Origin of the sequence: Streptomyces sp. Ncost-T10-10d (assembly GCF_900091955.1) — a bacterium.
Lineage (GTDB): Bacteria > Actinomycetota > Actinomycetes > Streptomycetales > Streptomycetaceae > Streptomyces.
In genome coordinates this window covers 42,608-59,767 of the sequence record NZ_FMDF01000207.1, presented here as the reverse complement: position 1 = coordinate 59,767, position 17,160 = coordinate 42,608, and the positions used below count along the sequence as shown (strand labels likewise).

The 17,160-nt window shown below is 71.1% G+C and carries 16 protein-coding genes; 15 read left to right on the top strand and 1 reads right to left on the bottom strand.

Going from position 1 to position 17,160, the window contains the following annotated elements; all coding sequences use genetic code 11:
* Positions 1-81 precede the first annotated feature (81 nt).
* Positions 82-1,251, bottom strand: coding sequence for a pyridoxal phosphate-dependent aminotransferase (locus tag GA0115254_RS35505; RefSeq protein WP_093899377.1), 1,170 nt, complete (start codon positions 1,249-1,251; stop codon positions 82-84).
* A 138-nt stretch (positions 1,252-1,389) separates the two neighbouring features.
* Here GA0115254_RS35505 and GA0115254_RS43540 point away from each other — a divergent pair, with 138 nt between their 5' ends.
* The 15 genes from GA0115254_RS43540 (at position 1,390) to GA0115254_RS35435 (ending at position 17,158) form a co-directional block, all read left to right on the top strand.
* A complete protein-coding gene (locus tag GA0115254_RS43540) occupies positions 1,390-1,746 on the top strand; it encodes a hypothetical protein (protein ID WP_176740420.1) in 357 nt (118 codons plus the stop codon).
* A gap of 352 nt (positions 1,747-2,098) precedes the next feature.
* The gene (locus GA0115254_RS35500) at positions 2,099-2,620 is read left to right on the top strand and encodes a DUF2617 family protein (protein ID WP_093899376.1); all 522 of its coding nucleotides are present in this window, start codon (positions 2,099-2,101) and stop codon (positions 2,618-2,620) included.
* A gap of 84 nt (positions 2,621-2,704) precedes the next feature.
* Positions 2,705-4,303 (top strand): polyamine aminopropyltransferase, encoded by a 1,599-nt coding sequence (locus tag GA0115254_RS35495; RefSeq protein WP_093899375.1) that lies wholly within the window; start codon positions 2,705-2,707, stop codon positions 4,301-4,303.
* A gap of 86 nt (positions 4,304-4,389) precedes the next feature.
* The gene (locus GA0115254_RS35490; protein WP_176740419.1) at positions 4,390-5,361 is read left to right on the top strand and encodes an SRPBCC domain-containing protein; all 972 of its coding nucleotides are present in this window, start codon (positions 4,390-4,392) and stop codon (positions 5,359-5,361) included.
* Positions 5,362-5,386: 25 nt separating this feature from the next.
* The gene (locus GA0115254_RS35485; RefSeq protein ID WP_093899374.1) at positions 5,387-6,184 is read left to right on the top strand and encodes an aldose epimerase family protein; all 798 of its coding nucleotides are present in this window, start codon (positions 5,387-5,389) and stop codon (positions 6,182-6,184) included.
* Positions 6,185-6,301: 117 nt separating this feature from the next.
* Positions 6,302-6,841, top strand: a complete 540-nt coding sequence (gene pyrE, locus GA0115254_RS35480; protein WP_093899373.1) for an orotate phosphoribosyltransferase — start codon at positions 6,302-6,304, stop codon at positions 6,839-6,841.
* Between the two features lie 214 nt (positions 6,842-7,055).
* Complete coding sequence (gene fbaA, locus GA0115254_RS35475) at positions 7,056-8,087, top strand: class II fructose-bisphosphate aldolase (protein ID WP_093899372.1); 1,032 nt, start codon at positions 7,056-7,058, stop codon at positions 8,085-8,087.
* An 87-nt stretch (positions 8,088-8,174) separates the two neighbouring features.
* Positions 8,175-9,341, top strand: a complete 1,167-nt coding sequence (locus tag GA0115254_RS35470; RefSeq protein WP_093899371.1) for a MalY/PatB family protein — start codon at positions 8,175-8,177, stop codon at positions 9,339-9,341.
* A gap of 276 nt (positions 9,342-9,617) precedes the next feature.
* The gene (locus GA0115254_RS35465; RefSeq protein WP_093899370.1) at positions 9,618-11,180 is read left to right on the top strand and encodes an MFS transporter; all 1,563 of its coding nucleotides are present in this window, start codon (positions 9,618-9,620) and stop codon (positions 11,178-11,180) included.
* A gap of 134 nt (positions 11,181-11,314) precedes the next feature.
* Positions 11,315-11,728: a DUF3151 domain-containing protein gene (locus tag GA0115254_RS35460; RefSeq protein WP_093899369.1), complete on the top strand. Its 414-nt coding sequence runs from the start codon at positions 11,315-11,317 to the stop codon at positions 11,726-11,728.
* Between the two features lie 232 nt (positions 11,729-11,960).
* Positions 11,961-12,809 (top strand): tryptophan 2,3-dioxygenase family protein, encoded by an 849-nt coding sequence (locus tag GA0115254_RS35455; RefSeq protein ID WP_093899368.1) that lies wholly within the window; start codon positions 11,961-11,963, stop codon positions 12,807-12,809.
* On the top strand, positions 12,802-13,992 hold the full coding sequence (kynU, locus tag GA0115254_RS35450; RefSeq protein WP_093899367.1) for a kynureninase: 1,191 nt from the start codon (positions 12,802-12,804) through the stop codon (positions 13,990-13,992). Before GA0115254_RS35455 ends, kynU begins: the two co-directional genes overlap by 8 nt.
* 140 nt (positions 13,993-14,132) lie before the next feature.
* On the top strand, positions 14,133-15,008 hold the full coding sequence (locus GA0115254_RS35445; protein ID WP_093899366.1) for an alpha/beta hydrolase family protein: 876 nt from the start codon (positions 14,133-14,135) through the stop codon (positions 15,006-15,008).
* A 105-nt stretch (positions 15,009-15,113) separates the two neighbouring features.
* Positions 15,114-16,484 carry a sensor histidine kinase gene (locus GA0115254_RS35440; protein WP_093899365.1) on the top strand — a complete coding sequence of 457 codons (1,371 nt, stop codon included), beginning with the start codon at positions 15,114-15,116 and terminating at the stop codon, positions 16,482-16,484.
* Positions 16,481-17,158, top strand: a complete 678-nt coding sequence (locus tag GA0115254_RS35435; protein WP_093899364.1) for a response regulator — start codon at positions 16,481-16,483, stop codon at positions 17,156-17,158. The genes GA0115254_RS35440 and GA0115254_RS35435 overlap by 4 nt, the downstream gene beginning before the upstream one ends.
* The last annotated feature ends 2 nt before the right edge of the window (positions 17,159-17,160 follow it).

Genomic DNA, 17,160 nt, shown 5'->3' with positions numbered 1-17,160 from the left:
GGAGATGCGGCGATGCCTCCGGGGCAGTGGAATGCGGTGAGTTGTGACGTTCCGGCGGCATGAGCGCATTGCCGCGTGGGTTCAGGACGCCAGGCGCCGCAGGCGGCCGACCGCCTCCTGAAGAACGTCGTCGCGCTTGCAGAAGGTGAAGCGGACCTGGCTGCGGCCCGCGTCGGGGGTGTCGTAGAAGACGGAATTGGGGACGGCGACGACGCCGCAGCGTTCGGGGAGGGCGCGGCAGAAGGCGTAGGCGTCCCTCTCGCCGAAGGGGGAGATGTCCGTGGTGATGAAGTACGTGCCCTGGGGTTCATAGACCTCGAACCCGGCCGCGCGCAGCCCGTCGCCGAGCAGCTCGCGCTTGCGTCGCAGGTCGGCGCGGAAGCCGTCGAAGTATGTGTCCGGCAGGCGCAGCGCTTCGGCGATCGCGTACTGGAAGGGGCCCGCGCTGACATAGGTCAGGTATTGCTTGGCCGTCCGGACGGCGGCGACGAGCGGGGCGTCCGCCGTGACCCAGCCGACCTTCCACCCGGTGTACGAGAACGTCTTGCCGGCGGACGAGATGGAGACGGTGCGCTCCCGCATGCCGGGCAGGGCCGCGATGGGGCGGTGCGCGCCCTCGTAGACCAGGTGCTCGTACACCTCGTCGGTGACGACGAGCAGGTCGTGTTCGACGGCGAGTGCGGCGATGGCGCTCTGCTCTTCGGCGGTGAGGACCGTGCCGGTCGGGTTGTGAGGTGTGTTGAGGAGCAGGAGGCGGGTCCGCGGCGTGATCCTGGACCGCAGTTCGTCCAGGTCCGGGCGGAAGGACGGGGCGCGCAGGGTCAGGGGTACTCGCTTCGCTCCGGCCATCGCGATGCAGGCGGCGTAGGAGTCGTAGAAGGGCTCGAAGGCGATCACCTCGTCGCCGGGCTCCAACAACGCGAGCATGGTCGCGGCGATCGCTTCCGTCGCCCCTGCGGTGACCAGGACGTCCGTGTCGGGGTCGAAGGGGAGGTCGTAGAAGCGCCGCTGGTGGTCGGCGACGGCGGATCGCAGTTCGGGGATGCCCGGGCCGGGCGGGTACTGGTTGCCCTTCCCGTTCCGCAGGGCCCGTACGGCGGCCTCGCGGATCTCTTCGGGGCCGTCGGTGTCGGGGAAGCCCTGGCCGAGGTTGATGGAGCCGGTCCGTACGGCAAGCGCCGACATCTCCGCGAAGATCGTCGTGCCGAACTCGGCGAGGCGGGGGTTGAGCAGCGGTCGTCCCTGGGTCATGGCCGCCATCCTGCGCGGAAGCTCTGGAGTTGCTCAAGTCTGCTTTGGCCGAACGGGGCCGGGGGCATCCCCCAGTCACGCGGGAAACGCATGGAAGCGGGGGGATCTCGCTTCGGGGGAACGGAAGGACATGAGGTCGTGAGGACTTTTGTCGGAGTGGTGATCGCGGTGGCCGTGATCGGACTGATCGTCTCGCTCATATCGAGGGCCGGGAACAAGAAGAAGGCGCGCGGACGGAGTGCGCGCCGGGGTGCGAGCGGCGGCAGCGCCGCGGGTGGCAGCTGGTGGGCCGGCGGCGGTGACGGCGGCGGTGGCGGCGGCGGCGGTGGCTCGTCCTGCGGAAGCGTCGGCGGTGACTCGGGCGGCCATTCCGGAAGTCCCTCCGGCGGTGGCTCGGGCGGTCACTCCGGCGGCCATTCGTGCGGCGGCGGTCACTCCTCGTGCGGTGGCGGCTCCTCGTGCGGCGGCGGGGGCGGATGCGGCGGAGGCAGCTGACACGGGGCAGCTGATCCGTGACCGGGCAGGGACACACGCCCGGTGCCGGGCCCGCGCGGTTCCGGTGTCCCACAGGTGCCCGGCGGATGAACTCCCGCCGGGCACCTTTTTGTTGGGGCTTTCCGCGAGATGCCGGTGAACAGATGAACCGAGAGGCCCCCGAGGGGATGGAAACCGCGTCAAGTTGGGCAAAAACGCTGTGGATGCGGCTTACTTCGTGATTCCCTCGGTGGAGAGAACATCCAGCCCTCGGACCCGAGTTGGACCTGATCGGGCGCTTCCCACCTCCCACGTGCATCACGTCGGAGGCGTCCCCTGTCCATGTGTCCACGCTTGTTTGCGGAGCCGACTCATGCTCACGACCCTCCAGACGGCCTATTCCGACACCCGCGCTGCCGACCTGGCCTGGGCGCTGGGGCGCGAACCGCTCCCCGCCCTGGCCGTGCTCGACCTCGATCTCGCCGGTGCCCGACTCCAACTGCGCCTGCTCGGCGCCTCCCACCAGGTGCTCCTGGAGGAGGACCGGGGCACCTGCTCCGAAACCGTCGCGTGCATCCCGGGCAGCAGCACACCGCTGCCGCTCGGTGTCTCCAAGCGGCTCGGGGAGTGGGAGTACGAATTCGCGGCGCGCGTCGAGACGCTCTCGGCGGGCTCGTTCGCGGGGCGTGCGCAGGAGCTCCTCGCGCTCGTGACCGACCACCCCCACGGTCTCGCCGGGACGTTCCCCGGCAGCCCGCACGCCTTCACCGCCATGCTCGCCCAGCGGACCGAGGGCCAGGTGCGGTGGCGCACCTGGCATGCGTACCCGCAGGAGGGGCAGCTGGTGGTGACGCGCACGCGGGTGGGAGTGCGGATGCCGGCGGCAGCGCTCTGACGCGGCCCAACTCCGTTGTGGGCGCGCCACTTGCACCCTTGTGGGTGACAGGCAGCCACCCCGCCGTGACGTAGCGTTCGCATCATGATCGATCAGCAGGTGTCGCTGCGAGGGGGCGCGGCGCGTCTTCCCGTGCGGCCGAGGACCGGTCGGTGTCTCGTGCTGGCCGCTGTCTTCATCTGTGCTGCCTGCGGCCTGGTCTACGAGCTCGAACTGGTGGCGCTCGCCTCCTACTTGATCGGTGATTCCGTCACCCAGGCGTCCGTCGTGCTCTCCGTGATGGTGTTCGCGATGGGCGTCGGCTCGCTCCTCGCGAAACGTTTACGCAGCCGTGCAGCAGTCGGTTTCGGGCTGATCGAGGCGGCGCTCGCACTCGTCGGCGGCTCCTCGGCGCTCGTGCTGTACGCGTCGTTCGCCTGGATCGGGGAGTCGCGGTACGCCCTGGTCGGGTTCTCGCTCACGATCGGCGTCCTGATCGGGGCGGAGATCCCGCTGCTGATGACGCTGATCCAGCGCGTCGACCGGCAGGACGCGGGCGGGACCGTCGCGGATCTGTTCGCCGCCGACTACGTGGGTGCGCTGGTCGGCGGGCTCGCGTTCCCCTTTCTGCTGCTGCCGGTGCTGGGACAGCTCACCGGGGCGCTGTTCACCGGCGCGGTCAACGCGGCGGCGGGCGGGGCGCTGGTGCTGTGGGTGTTCCGGCGGGACCTCACCCCGCGCTCCCGGTGGCTGCTGATCCTCGTCAACGTGGCCGTGATCGCCGTACTCGCCACCGTCACCGCGCTGGTCGGTGACTTCGAGCGGGCGGCGCGGCATGCGGTGTACGGGGACGGGGTGCGGGTCGCGGTGCGGACCGGGGTCCAGGAGGTGGTGCTGACGGGGGCGGGCCGCAGCTCCCTGGACCTGTATCTGGACGGACGGCTGCGGGTCAGCGCGCGCGACGAGTACCGCTACCACGAGGCACTGGTGCACCCGGCGATGAACGGGCCACGCACCCGCGTCCTGATCCTGGGCGGTGGTGATGGCCTCGCCGCCCGGGAGGTGCTGCGCTACCCGGACGTACGCAGCGTCACCCTCGTCGAGCTCGATCCCGGCGTCACCCGGTTGGCCCGTACCGACCGTGCGCTCTCGGCGCTGAACGCCCACGCGTACCGCGATCCGCGGCTGACGGCCGTCAGCGCCGACGCCTTCAACTGGCTGCGGGCGGCGCACGGCGGTTACGACGTGGTGATCTCCGATCTGCCCGACCCCGGGATCTCCGCCGGCACGAAGCTCTACTCGGCGGAGTTCTACGGCCTGGTCGCCGAGGCCCTCGCATCGGGCGGCCGGCTGGTGGTGCACGCGGGGCCGCCGGTGACCCGGCCACGTACGTACTGGACGGTGGAGGCGTCGATGAGGGCGGCGGGCCTGCACACCCGCCCGTACCGGATCAGCGGCAGGCTCTCCGATTTCGCGGCGGGACCCGACAGGGCCACGCACCGGGCGCAGGCCGAGCAGGGCTGGGGCTTCGTCCTCGCCCGGCCGGTCAGGGCGCCGGTGCTCCGCCTCGCCCCGGGGGCGCCGAAGCTCCGGTCGCTGACGCGGGCCTCGCTGATCCGTGCGGGGCGGGAGGCGGAGAGCGGACGGCTGCGCGGGCTGCTGCCGTCGACGCTGGTGCATCCCCGGTACTGGGAGGACCGGTGAGCCGGACGCCGTACGCCGTGCGTCCGGCCGTTTTTGCGACGTGGAACCGCTGACGTGACGGCCGGGGCTGAGTAGGCTCGGTTTCCATGGAGCATGAGGTGTTCGTTCCGGTTCCGGTCCTGTCCCTTCGGCGGACGCTGGGCGATCCCGCCCGCGTCGCGCGCTGCGTACCGGGGCTCCAGCAGGACGCCGACGCGTCCGCGGGCCCGCTGTCCGGCCGGCTCAAGGTCCGGGTCGACGGCCACACGATCACGTACCGCGGTGCGCTGCGGCTCACTGTTTCCCCGCAGGACGGCCCGGACGGGGACGCCGGGATCCTGGTGGCGGGCGAGGGCGTCGAGGCCCGGGGGACCGGCTCGGCGAAGCTGGCTCTGACGATCAGCCTGACGCAGAAGGACGGCGGTACGGCGATCGGGTTCACGGGTACGGCGAGCGGTGACGGCCGCCTCCTGGAGCTGGACCCGGCGGCGGCGCTCTCGACGGCCCACCGGCTGCTGGACCGCTTTGTGCAGCAACTGGTGACGGAGACGCTGGCGGGCGAGGACCTCGGCCGGGCCGAGCGGTCCGTCGGGGAAGCCGTGGAACAGGCCATCGAGGAGGCGGCCGAGGAGGCCGACGCGACCGGCGCGGCCACCAATCGGAGTACTGCTCCGGAAGCCGCCGACGACACCGACGACACCGACGACACCGACGACACCGATGACACCGACGACATCGACGACGGCGCCACCATGGACGAGGCATCCTCCACCGAGAACCCGCCGGGCACGGGCTCCGTCTTCGACGCCCCTGTGCCCCCGCCGTCGCTCGACCCCGTGGCGGAGGTGGAGTTCACCGTCCCCGACGGCCCCCCGGTCGAGGCCGCGCACGCCAGGCGCACCATGATCGGCCGCAGCGCCGAGGAGGTCGACCACGCGCCGCCGCGCGGCAGGTACGCCCCCGTACCGTCACCCGATTCGACCACCGCGGGCGCCACACTCCGCTGGGTCGCTCCCGCCGCCGCACTCGCGCTCGCCTCCGCCGTCGTGGTGAGCAGGGCGCTGAGGCGGCGGAGGTAGGAGCAGCGCCAGTAATGTCGGTCGGGTGAGTAGCAGCGAGAAGGACGTCCGGCTGTCCGTCGGCGATGCAGAGTTGACCGTGAACCCCGCCAACGGCTGTCGCATCAGCAGTCTGCGGATCGGTGGCACCGAGGTGCTGCGGCAGGGGGAGCGGTACGGCTGCTTCCCGATGGTGCCGTGGTGCGGGCGCACCGAGAACGGGCTCTTCCACAACGGCGACGTCCCGCACCGGTTGCCGCTGAACTCCCCGCCGCACGCCATCCACGGAACCGGCAGGGACACCGCCTGGCGCATCGCCCGGGTGGGCGAGCAGGAGGCCGCGTTCTACTACGACCTTGCCGACCCCTGGCCGTATCCGGGCCGGGTGACCCAGACCTTCGAGTTGTCCGAGGACTCGCTCACGCTTGCGTTCGGCATCGAGACGTACGGGGATTCGTTCCCGGCGCAGGCCGGCTGGCATCCCTGGTTCCTGCGGGATCTCGGCGGCGGCAAGAACGTGGAGATCGCCTTCGACGCGGCCTGGCAGGAGGAACGTGGCGAGAACCATCTGCCGACCGGCCGCCGCATCCCGCCCCTGGCCGGCCCGTGGGACGACTGCTTCGGGATGCCGGACGGCGTCGACGTGACGCTCACCTGGCCGGAGCAGCTGCAACTGACCGTGAAGAGCCGGGCCGAGTGGGTCGTGATCTACGACGAGCAGGCCGAGGCGGTCTGTGTGGAGCCGCAGTCCGGTCCGCCGAACGGATTGAACACCGCGCCCCGGTATGTCACCCCGATCGAGCCGCTGGAGATCGCGACGACCTGGAACTGGCGCAGGCTCTGACCCGACAGCGGTGCGGGCTTCGACCAGGCACCCGTGCAGGGCCACGACCCGTTGTCGGCGCGGGCCCCGACACGGCAACGGCACGAGCCCCGACACAGGCGCCTTAAGCTCGTAGCCATGACTGACGTACGTGCTGAGCTGCTCCAGCAGATCAAGGACAAGGCCGTGGTGCACGGCAAGGTGACCCTTTCCTCGGGTCTTGAGGCCGACTGGTACATCGATCTGCGCCGCATCACGCTGGACGGCAAGGCCGCTCCGATGGTCGGTCAGGTCATGCTCGACATCACCGCCGAACTGGACTACGACTGCGTGGGCGGGCTGACGCTGGGCGCCGACCCGGTCGCCACCTCGATGCTGCACGCCTCCGCCGCGCGCGGGCAGGAGCTGGACGCGTTCGTCGTCCGCAAGGCGCAGAAGGCGCACGGGATGCAGCGCCGCATCGAGGGCACGGACGTGAAGGGCCGCCGCTGCCTGGTCGTCGAGGACACCTCGACGACCGGCGGTTCGCCGCTGACGGCCGTCGAGGCGGTGCGCGAGGCCGGTGGCGAGGTTGTCGCCGTCGCCACGATCGTGGAGCGGGGTGCGGCTCCGGCCATTGCCGAGGCCGGTCTCCCGTACGTCCACGCCTACACGGTGGCGGACCTCGACCTGGCCTGATCGCCCGGTTTGACCTGCGGTTTTCTTCGAGGGCGGACGGTTTCACGTGAAACCGTCCGCCCTTGTCGTGTGCCTTCCGCCGTCCGGTCCGGACGTTGAGGGACCAGGCCGGGTGGAGCCGGAGCGAGAGTCTGGGAAGATGGGGGCGACGATGACGTCGCCCCCAGGTCAGGGAACCCGCAACGCACACCCGCACATCCCAAGGAGCGGACAGATGCCCATCGCAACCCCCGAGGTCTACGCCGAGATGCTCGACCGGGCGAAGGCAGGCAAGTTCGCCTACCCGGCCATCAATGTGACGTCGACCCAGACCCTGCACGCTGCACTGCGCGGCTTCGCGGAGGCGGAGAGCGACGGCATCGTCCAGATCTCCACCGGTGGGGCGGAGTTCCTGGGCGGCCAGCACAACAAGGACATGGTCACGGGCGCCGTCGCCCTTGCCGAGTTCGCGCACATCGTCGCCGCCAAGTACGACGTCACGGTCGCGCTGCACACCGACCACTGCCCCAAGGACAAGCTGGACGGTTACGTACGCCCGCTGCTCGACATCTCCGCCGAGCGCGTCGCCAAGGGCCAGAACCCGCTGTTCCAGTCCCACATGTGGGACGGCTCGGCCGAAACCCTCGCCGAAAACCTGGCCATCGGCCAGGAGCTGCTCGCCAAGGCCGCCGCCGCCAAGATCATTCTTGAGGTCGAGATCACCCCGACCGGTGGCGAGGAGGACGGCGTCACGCACGAGATCAACGACGAGCTGTACACGACCGTCGACGACGCGCTGCGCACCGCCGAGGCGCTCGGCCTGGGCGAGAAGGGCCGCTACCTGCTGGCCGCCTCCTTCGGCAACGTTCACGGCGTCTACAAGCCGGGCAACGTCGTCCTCCGTCCCGAGCTGCTGAAGGACCTCCAGGAGGGCGTCGCCGCCAAGTACGGCAAGGCCGCCGGTAGCCGCCCCTTCGACTTCGTCTTCCACGGCGGCTCCGGCTCCACCGAGCAGGAGATCGCCACCGCGCTGGAGAACGGCGTCGTGAAGATGAACCTCGACACCGACACCCAGTACGCCTTCACCCGCCCGATCGTGGACCACGTGTTCCGCAACTACGACGGTGTGCTGAAGGTCGACGGCGAGGTCGGCAACAAGAAGGTCTACGACCCGCGCAGCTGGGGCAAGTCCGCCGAGGCGGGCATGGCCAAGCGCGTCACGGAGGCCTGCGCCAACCTGCGTTCCACCGGCACCAAGCTGAAGTAGCGGCCGGTACGAAGTGTGGCCGTGGGCCCGGTACCCCCTGGGGTGCCGGGCCCACGGCATGTCCGAGAGAAGAAGTGAGGGATCCCTGTGAGTTCCAGCGCCCGCTATGACTTCGACACCGTCGTCGACCGCCGGGGCACCTGGTGCGTCCAGTGGGACGGGGTCGCGGACCGGTTCGGGGTGGACGGACTGCTGCCGTTCACCATTTCCGACATGGACTTCGAGACCGCACCGGAGGTGCTGAGCGCGCTGCGGGCCCGTCTCGACCACGGGGTGTTCGGCTACACGACCTGGCAGCAGGACGACTTCCGCTCGGCGATAGCCCACTGGTACGCGACCCGGTACGGGACACGGATCGACACCGGGCAGCTGGTGTACGGGCCGTCCGTGCTCAGCCAGCTCTCGCAGCTGCTGCAGATGTGGACGGCCGAGGGCGAGGGCGTGGTCGTCCACACCCCGACGTACGACGGTTTCCGCAAGGCGATCACCGGGCTCGGGCGCGAGCTGCGGGGCGTGCCGGTGGGAGACACGGCCACGCTGGAACGCGAGCTCGCCCGCCCCGACAGCAAGGTCCTTCTCGTGTGCTCGCCCCACAACCCGACGGGCCGGGTATGGACGGAGGCCGAACTGAGTGAGATGTCGGCGCTCGCCGCACGGTACGGGGTCGCGGTGATCAGCGACGAGATCCACGCGGACTTCGTGCATGAGGGGCATGTGCATGTGCCATGGACGCGGGTCGGGGGCGACGGGCGCTGGGCGGTGATCTCCTCCGCGTCGAAGGCGTTCAACTTCCCCGCGCTGACCGGTTCGTACGGGCTGATCGGCGATCCGGCCGACCGGGCGGAGTTCCTGCGCCGGATGGAGACGGCGGAGGGGCTCGCCTCCCCGGCGGTGCTGTCACTGACCGCGCACATCGCCGCGTACCGGGAGGCCGGGGCGTGGCTGGACGAGGCCCGCGCCTATGTCGCCGGGAATCTGGCGCTGGTCGCGAAACGGCTGAACGAGGCGTTTCCGGAACTGGGATGGCAGCCGCCACAGGCCGGCTATCTGGCGTGGATCGATCTGCGCCCGGCGGGCGTCGGCGACGACGAGGCGTTGCAGCGGGCGCTGATCGAACGTGAGAAGGTCGCGGTGATGCCGGGGGCGGTGTACGGGGCCGAGGGCTTCGTACGGCTGAACGTCGGGTGTCCGCGGTCCAAGGCGGAGGCGGGCGTGGAGGCACTGATCCGGGCGGCGCGGGCGGTAGCGCTCTGATCCTCGGCCATCGGGCCGGACAGGTTCCGGACCTGGGCCGACAGGCCGAGGAGGTTTCGTAGGCGCAGGTCCGACGTTCATTCGGGCAGCGTGCCGGGACAGGCAGACGCTGCCCGACGCGGCACCAGGGACTCAGCCGCGCGGCTGCTCCGGTTGTGGGCTGATCACCCGCGGGCGACCACCTTGCGGATCTTCGCGGCGGAGCAGCGAGGGACGGCTGTCCCGACCCGTGGATCCGGACTGGCCTCGCGGGCGGGAAGCGGGGATGCTGCTCGCATGGGCGAGACACCCGCCGGTGAAATTCGTACCGCCTCCGCACTCGGACGCTGGGTCATCCTCACCACCGTCCTCGGCTCCAGCATGGCCCTGCTCGACTCCACCGTCATCAACGTCGCCCTGCCCCGCATCGGCAAGGACCTCGGCACCGATCTGGCCGCCCTCCAGTGGACCGTCAACGCCTACATGCTGACCCTCGCCGGGCTGATCCTCCTCGGTGGTGCCCTCGGCGACCGGTACGGCCGGCGGCGGGTCTTCGTCGTCGGAGTCGTCTGGTTCGCCGCCGCGTCCGTGATCTGCGGCATCGCGCCGAACGCCACCGTCCTGATCGCCGCCCGCGCTCTTCAGGGCATCGGCGGGGCGCTCCTCACCCCCGGTTCGCTGGCACTGATCCAGGCGAGCTTCCATCCGGACGACCGGGCCCGCGCGGTCGGACTGTGGTCGGGGCTCGGCGGGGTCGGCGCCGCCATCGGGCCGTTCGTCGGCGGCTGGCTCGTCGACGGGCCCGGCTGGCGATGGGTCTTCCTGCTCAACGTGCCGGTCGCCGCGGTCTGCCTGCCGGTGGCGCTGCGCCACGTACCGGAATCGCGTGACCCCGACGCACACGGGCGCTTCGACGTGCTGGGCGCCGTGCTCGGCGCGCTCGCCCTCGCCCTGGTGACCTATGCGCTGATCGAGGCGCCGGGACAGGGGGCGTCCGCGGTGGTGATCGGTGCGGCTGTCGGCGGGATCGTCCTCGGGGCGGTGTTCGTGCAGGTGGAGCGGCGGCGGGCGGACCCGATGCTGCCGCCCTCGGTGTTCGCGTCCCGGCAGTTCACCGTCGTCAACATCATCACGCTCTGTGTGTACGCGGCACTCGGCGGCTACTTCTTCCTCTCCGCGATCCAGCTCCAGGTCGTGGCCGGGTACTCGGCCCTCGGCGCCGGCACGGCCCTGCTGCCCACGACCGTGCTGATGCTGCTCTTCTCGGCCTCCTCGGGCGAACTGGGGCAGCGTATCGGGCCCCGCATTCCGCTCACCGTCGGCCCACTGGTCGCCGCCACCGGAATGCTCCTGATGCTGCGGGTCGGGCCGGGGTCGAACTCCGTCTCCGCCTACTTCGCCGATGTGCTTCCCGCGGTCGGTGTGCTCGGCGTCGGACTCGTCACCCTGGTGGCACCGCTCACCGCGACCGTCCTGGCCTCCGTGGACACCGCACGGGCCGGCCTCGCCAGCGGGATCAACAACGCTGCCGCTCGCGCCGCCGGGCTGATCGCGGTGGCCGCGCTGCCGCTGCTCGCCGGGATGGGCCCGGAGGCCTACCGGAACGCCGACGAGTTCGCCGCGACGTTCCGGCGGGCCATGCCGATGTGTGCCGGGGTGCTCGTGCTGGGCTCGCTGATCGCCTGGGCGACCGTACGCAAGGCCCCCGTCACGGCGGACGAGAAGGAGAAGGCGCGCCCCGAGTGCACGGTGCACTGCGGCGTCGTCGCCCCGCCCCTGGAACCCACGCACGAGGAGGCGGGGAAGCCGGGCGTGGACCGGCCCTCCCCGGGGCGCCCGGGTATTCCCGGCGTGAACTGACCCACCGCACGGCGCCCGGGTATTCCCGGCGTGAACTGACCCACCGCACGGCGCCCGGGTATTCCCGGCGTGAACTGACCCACCGCACGGCGCCCGAGTACCCCGGCGCGCATCTGCCAGGCACACTTGAACCCATGTCGATCCACGAGAACCTGCTCGGGGGGCCTCCCCCGACCCACCTGCCCGACGACCCGGAGCCGCGCGAGCTGCTCGCGAACGGCACGGCCCCCGCCGACGTCGCCGCGAAGTACCCGACCTCCTCCCTGGCCTGGGCACAGCTCGCCGACGAGGCGTTCGAGGGCGGCCGCGTCATCGAGTCGTACGCCTACGCCCGCACCGGCTACCACCGCGGCCTCGACGCGCTGCGCAGGGCCGGCTGGAAGGGCCACGGCCCCGTACCGTTCGAGCACGAGCCGAACCGCGGCTTCCTGCGCGCCCTGCATGCCCTGGCGCGGGCCGCCCAGGCGATCGGCGAGCAGGAGGAGTACGAGCGCTGCTCGACGTTCCTGCGCGACTCCTCGCCGACCGCCGCCGAGACCCTCGGCTAGTGCTGCGGTCGCAGCACTAGCGGCGACCGAGCCTCTCGGCCGGGGCGACGGAACCCCTCGGCCAGACGTACGCGTACACCTTGTGACGTTCCGGACCCCGCAGATGTACCGGCATCTGCGGGGTCTGCGCGCTTGTGCGGGCTCCGTTTAGGATGCGGGCAGGGGACCGGAGCTCCACCACCTCACGGAAGGGGCGGACCGCTACCCGGAAGCTCGTGTCGAGGAGACAGCAATGTCGACGATCCACCCCGACCCCGAAGCCACCGGTGCGCAGACCCCGCACCTCGACTTCGCGGGAACGACTCCGTACGAGGACTATGTCCAGGCGGATGTCCTGACCCATCTCCAGCACCTTCGCTCCGACGATCCGGGCGAAATGGTCTTCCTGATCACCACCCAGGTCATGGAACTGTGGTTCACCGTCATCGTCCACGAGTGGGAGACCGCCGCGCACGCCCTGCGCGAGGACCGGGTGCCCGTCGCACGCGACGCGCTCAAGCGGTCGGTGCGGGAACTGGAGGCGCTCAACGCCTCCTGGACGCCGCTCGCCCAGCTCACCCCCGCCCAGTTCAACTCCTACCGCGCCGCCCTCGGTGAGGGGTCCGGCTTCCAGTCGGCGATGTACCGGCGGATGGAGTTCCTGCTCGGCGACAAGTCCGCGTCCATGCTCGTGCCGCACCGGGGCGCGCCCCGCGTCCACGCGGAGCTGGAGAAGGCGCTCGCCGAACCGGGTCTGTACGACGAGACGCTCGCCCTGCTCGCCCGGCGCGGCCACGCCGTACCGCAGGCCGTGCTCGGCCGGGACCTGACGCAGAAGTACGAGCCGTCCCCCGAGGTCGAGGCCGTCTGGGTGGAGATCTACGCCAACCCCGACCAGCACGACGAGCTGGTCCGGCTCGGCGAGGCGCTCACCGACGTCGGTGAACTGGTGTGGCGCTGGCGCAACGACCATCTCGTCGCCACCCGGCGCGCGATGGGCTCGAAGACCGGTACCGGCGGTTCCGCCGGGGTCGCGTGGCTGGAGAAACGGGCCACGAAGAACGTCTTCCCCGAGCTGTGGACGGCGCGCAGCCATGTCTGAGACCTTCGCCGCGCGGGCCGCGGCACTCGATGCCGCCGACCGGCTCGCCGATCTGCGCAAGCTGTTCACCCTCGACGACACCGTCTACCTCGACGGAAACTCGCTCGGTGCGCTGCCCGCGCACGTACCCGCGCGGGTGCAGGAGGTCCTCACCCGCGAGTGGGGCGAGCTGCGCATCCGGTCCTGGGACGAGAGCGGCTGGTGGACCGCGCCCGAGCGGATCGGCGACCGCATCGCCCCGCTCGTCGGGGCCGCCGCCGGGCAGATCGTCGTCGGCGATTCGACCAGTGTGAACGTCTTCAAGGCCGTCGTCGCCGCGAGCCGGCTGGCGCCGGAGGGCCGCGACGAGATCCTCGTCGACGCGACGACATTTCCCACGGACGGATACATCGCCGCATCCGCGGCCCGGATGACCGGCCACCGGCTCGTCCCGGTCGCCCCCGCCGAGGTGCCGGACGCCCTCGGCCCCCGTACCGCGGCCGTCCTGCTCAACCATGTCGACTACCGCACCGGCAGGCTCCACGACCTGCCCGGACTCACCGCCGCCGTGCACGCGGCGGGCGGCCTCGCCGTCTGGGACCTGTGCCACAGCGCGGGCGCCCTGCCCGTCGGCCTCGACGCACACGGCGTGGACCTCGCGGTCGGCTGCACGTACAAGTACCTGAACGGCGGCCCCGGTTCGCCCGCCTACCTGTACGTCGCCGAGCGTCACCAGGCAGCCTTCGACTCGCCCCTGCCGGGGTGGACGTCGCACGCCGACCCGTTCGGCATGACCCCCGGATACGCCCCGGCGGACGGTGCCGTACGGGGCCGGGTCGGTACCCCCGACATCCTCTCCATGCTGGCACTCGAAGCGTCGCTGGACGTGTGGAACGGGGTGTCGATCGAGGCGGTACGGGCCAAGTCCCTGGCGCTGACGGACTTCTTCCTGGAGTGCGTCGCCGAGCATGTGCCCGAGGGCCGGGTCACCTCCGTCACCCCGGCCGCGCACACGGAACGCGGCAGCCAGGTCGCGCTGCGGTGCGAGGACGCGGAACCGGTGATGAGCGCGCTCATCGCGCGGGGTGTCGTCGGGGATCTGCGGCGGCCGGACGTGCTGCGGTTCGGGTTCACGCCGCTGTACGTGGGGTTCGCGGACGTGGAACGGGCGGCGCGCGTACTGGGTGAGGTGCTGAAGCCCTAGCAACGGGGACCCGGAGGCCCCTGCATGATCCGTCGGCGGGGACGGGAACGTTCCGTACTGGTACCGTCCCCGCAGGTCAGGCCAGTTGGGCTGTTGGGTCGTTGAGCTGTTGGGCTCAGATACAGGACGGTTGGAGCAGCATGTCGGATTCTGCCGCGCGTGATCGTGACGCAGCCGAGACCGAGTCGGCACTCTCGCATCCACCGGTCGCCCCCGATGCATCGGCCGCCTACGGCAGCCACCCCGACCAGGTGGTCGACTTCTACGCCCCGCGTGACGGCCGGACCGGTGCGCCGGTCGTGGTCGTTCTGCACGGCGGGGCGTGGCGGGCGCCGTACGACCGGCAGCATGTGTCGCCGTTCGCGGACTTCCTGGCCCGGCGCGGTTTCGCCGTCGCCAGCGTCGAGTACCGGCGCGGCAGCGAGATCCCGCAGCAGCGGGGTTCCGGTCCGGTCGCGGGCCGTTGGCCGGAGACCTTCGACGATGTCGCCGCGGCGATGGACGCACTGCCGGCCCTGCTGGCCCGGGAACTTCCGCAGGCCGACGCCCGGCGGATCGTCGTCACCGGGCACTCCGCCGGCGGGCAGCTCGCCCTGTGGGCCGCCGCCCGGCACGTCCTGCCCGCGGGCTCGCCGTGGCGGCTGCCCGCACCGCCGTCGCTGCGTGGTGTCGTCGCTCTCGCGCCGATCGCGGACTTCACCACGGCCGTCGAGCTGGACGTGTGCTCGGGGGCGGTCGGGCAATTCCTCGGCCGCGAGGAGGACTTCGCGGCGCGGGCCCCGCACGCCGACCCGGCCGTGCTGCTGCCCACCGGGATCGCGACCACGGTGGTGCAGGGCACCACCGACATCGATGTGCCGCAGGCCGTCTCGGAGGCGTTCGTCGACGCGGCGGCGAAGGCGGGGGAGACGGTGGGCCTGACCCTGCTGCCCGACGTCGGTCACTACCCGCTGATCGACCCGGCCAGCGACGCGTGCGCGGTGGTGGCGGAGGAGCTCACCCAGCTCGCCTGGTGAGCGGGCGGTCCGGCGCCGGTGCGGCCCCGTAGTACTTGCGATGGACGGCGCAGGATCCGTATCGCTGCTGACGACCCGGGCCGATCCGGCCCCTACCGTGGAAACGTGACCGAGACCAAGAGCAGAAGCCCCGAGTTCCGAGTGGCCGCAGGGGCGTTGGACGGCCTGCGGCAGGACCTTTTCCGCAACGCCTTCGCGTACCGTCCGCTGGAGCGGATGCGGACCGACGGACCGCTGCTGCGGCAGCTGCCGGAGCGGATGCGCGAGCGTGCCGCGTGGACACCCCACGCACTGGTCGGGGCCGCCGCACTGCTCACGGCCTTCGTGGGCCTCGTCTCGGCGGACTCCTTCGCCCTGCGTTTCGCGGTCGACTTCATCCTGATCGTGCTGCTCCCTGTGATATCCGTACTGATGACGCTGGTCAGGCCGGTCGGCGCGTTCTGGATTTCGATGGCACTCACCCCGTTCTCGGCGGTCGCCAGCGGTGGCTACTGGCCATGGGCGCCGAGCACCTTCCTCTCGCATCTGATGGTGCTGGTCGTGGTCGCGGCCCGGACCCGGCCCCGTACCGCCGCCTGGATGTGGGGTCTCACCGTGGTGTTCGGCACCGCGCTGGAGAACTTCGGCGGCTGGCACCCCTCCTCGACCACCTCCACCTTTGCCGTGGCCTCCGCGTTCGCGCTGCTGGTCGTGGCCGTGGTGCAGATCCGTCGCGACGCTCAGCGCGAGGTGACCGTGCAGCGCACGGTGACCGCCGTCGAACGCGACCGGCGCACACTGCTCGAGGAGCGCACCACCATCGCCCGTGAGCTGCACGACGTGGTAGCCCACCACATGTCGGTCGTCGCGATCCAGGCCGAGGCGGCCCCGTACCGGGTGGAGAATCCGCCGCCCGAGCTGGAGCAGGCCTTCGTCACGATCCGGGAGAACGCGGTCGCCGCTCTCACCGAACTGCGCCGGGTCCTCGGCGTCGTACGGGCCGAGGACTACCAGGCGCCGGACGCCCCGCAGCCCACCCTCGCCCAGCTCGACGGGCTCCTCGCCAATGTGCGTGAGGCCGGCCTGGAGACGGAGAAGACGGTCACCGGCGCGGTACGTGAACTGCCGCAGGGCGTCGAGCTGTCGGCGTACCGGATCATTCAGGAGGCCCTCAGCAACACACTGCGGCACGCACCGGGCGCCACTGCCAAGGTGGAGATCGGCTATGTGCTGGGCGGACTCGGCCTGCGCGTCGTCAACGGGCCGCCGACCGGTCCGGTGAAGCCCTCGCCGGGGGCCGGTCACGGGATCACGGGGATGCGGGAGCGGGTCGCGATGCTGAACGGCGACATGACGGCCGCGGCGACGGAGGAGGGCGGTTACGAGATCGCCGCGTTCATCCCCGTCCAACTCATCTGCGACACGGGCGAGCCGAACGGGACGCACACGACGCACGAGTCGCACAAGGCGCAGGCGGAACTGGGGGAGAAAGCATGACCATCCCCACTGCCCCGGCCATCCGGGTGCTGATCGTCGACGACCAGATGATGGTCCGCGAGGGCTTCTCCGTGCTGCTCAACGCCATGCCGGGGATCGAGGTCGTCGGCGAGGCCGTCGACGGCCGGCAGGCCATCGCGCAGGTCGCGGCGCTGCGTCCCGACGTGGTGCTGATGGACATCCGGATGCCGGAACTCAACGGCATCGAGGCCACTCGCGAGATCATCGCCGCCGACGCGGACGCCAAAGTGCTGGTACTGACCACCTTCGACCTCGACGAGTACGTGTACCAGGCGCTGCGCGCCGGGGCGTCCGGCTTCCTCCTCAAGGACGCCTCCGCCCGTCAACTCGCGGACGGGGTACGGGTGGTGGCCGCCGGTGAGGCGTTGCTCGCCCCGACCGTCACCAAGCGGCTGATCAATGAGTTCTCGAAGCTCGCCGAGACCCCGCGCCTGCCCGCCTTCGCCCGGATCGGCGACCTCACGGAGCGTGAGACGGAGGTGCTCGTCCTCATCGCGCAGGGCCGGTCCAACGCCGAGATCGCCTCGCATCTGGTGGTGGCCGAGTCCACCATCAAGACGCATGTGAGCCGCATCCTGGTGAAGCTGGGTCTGCGCGACCGCACGCAGGCGGCGGTCTTTGCGTACGAGGCCCGGCTGGTCACGCCGTCCTGAGG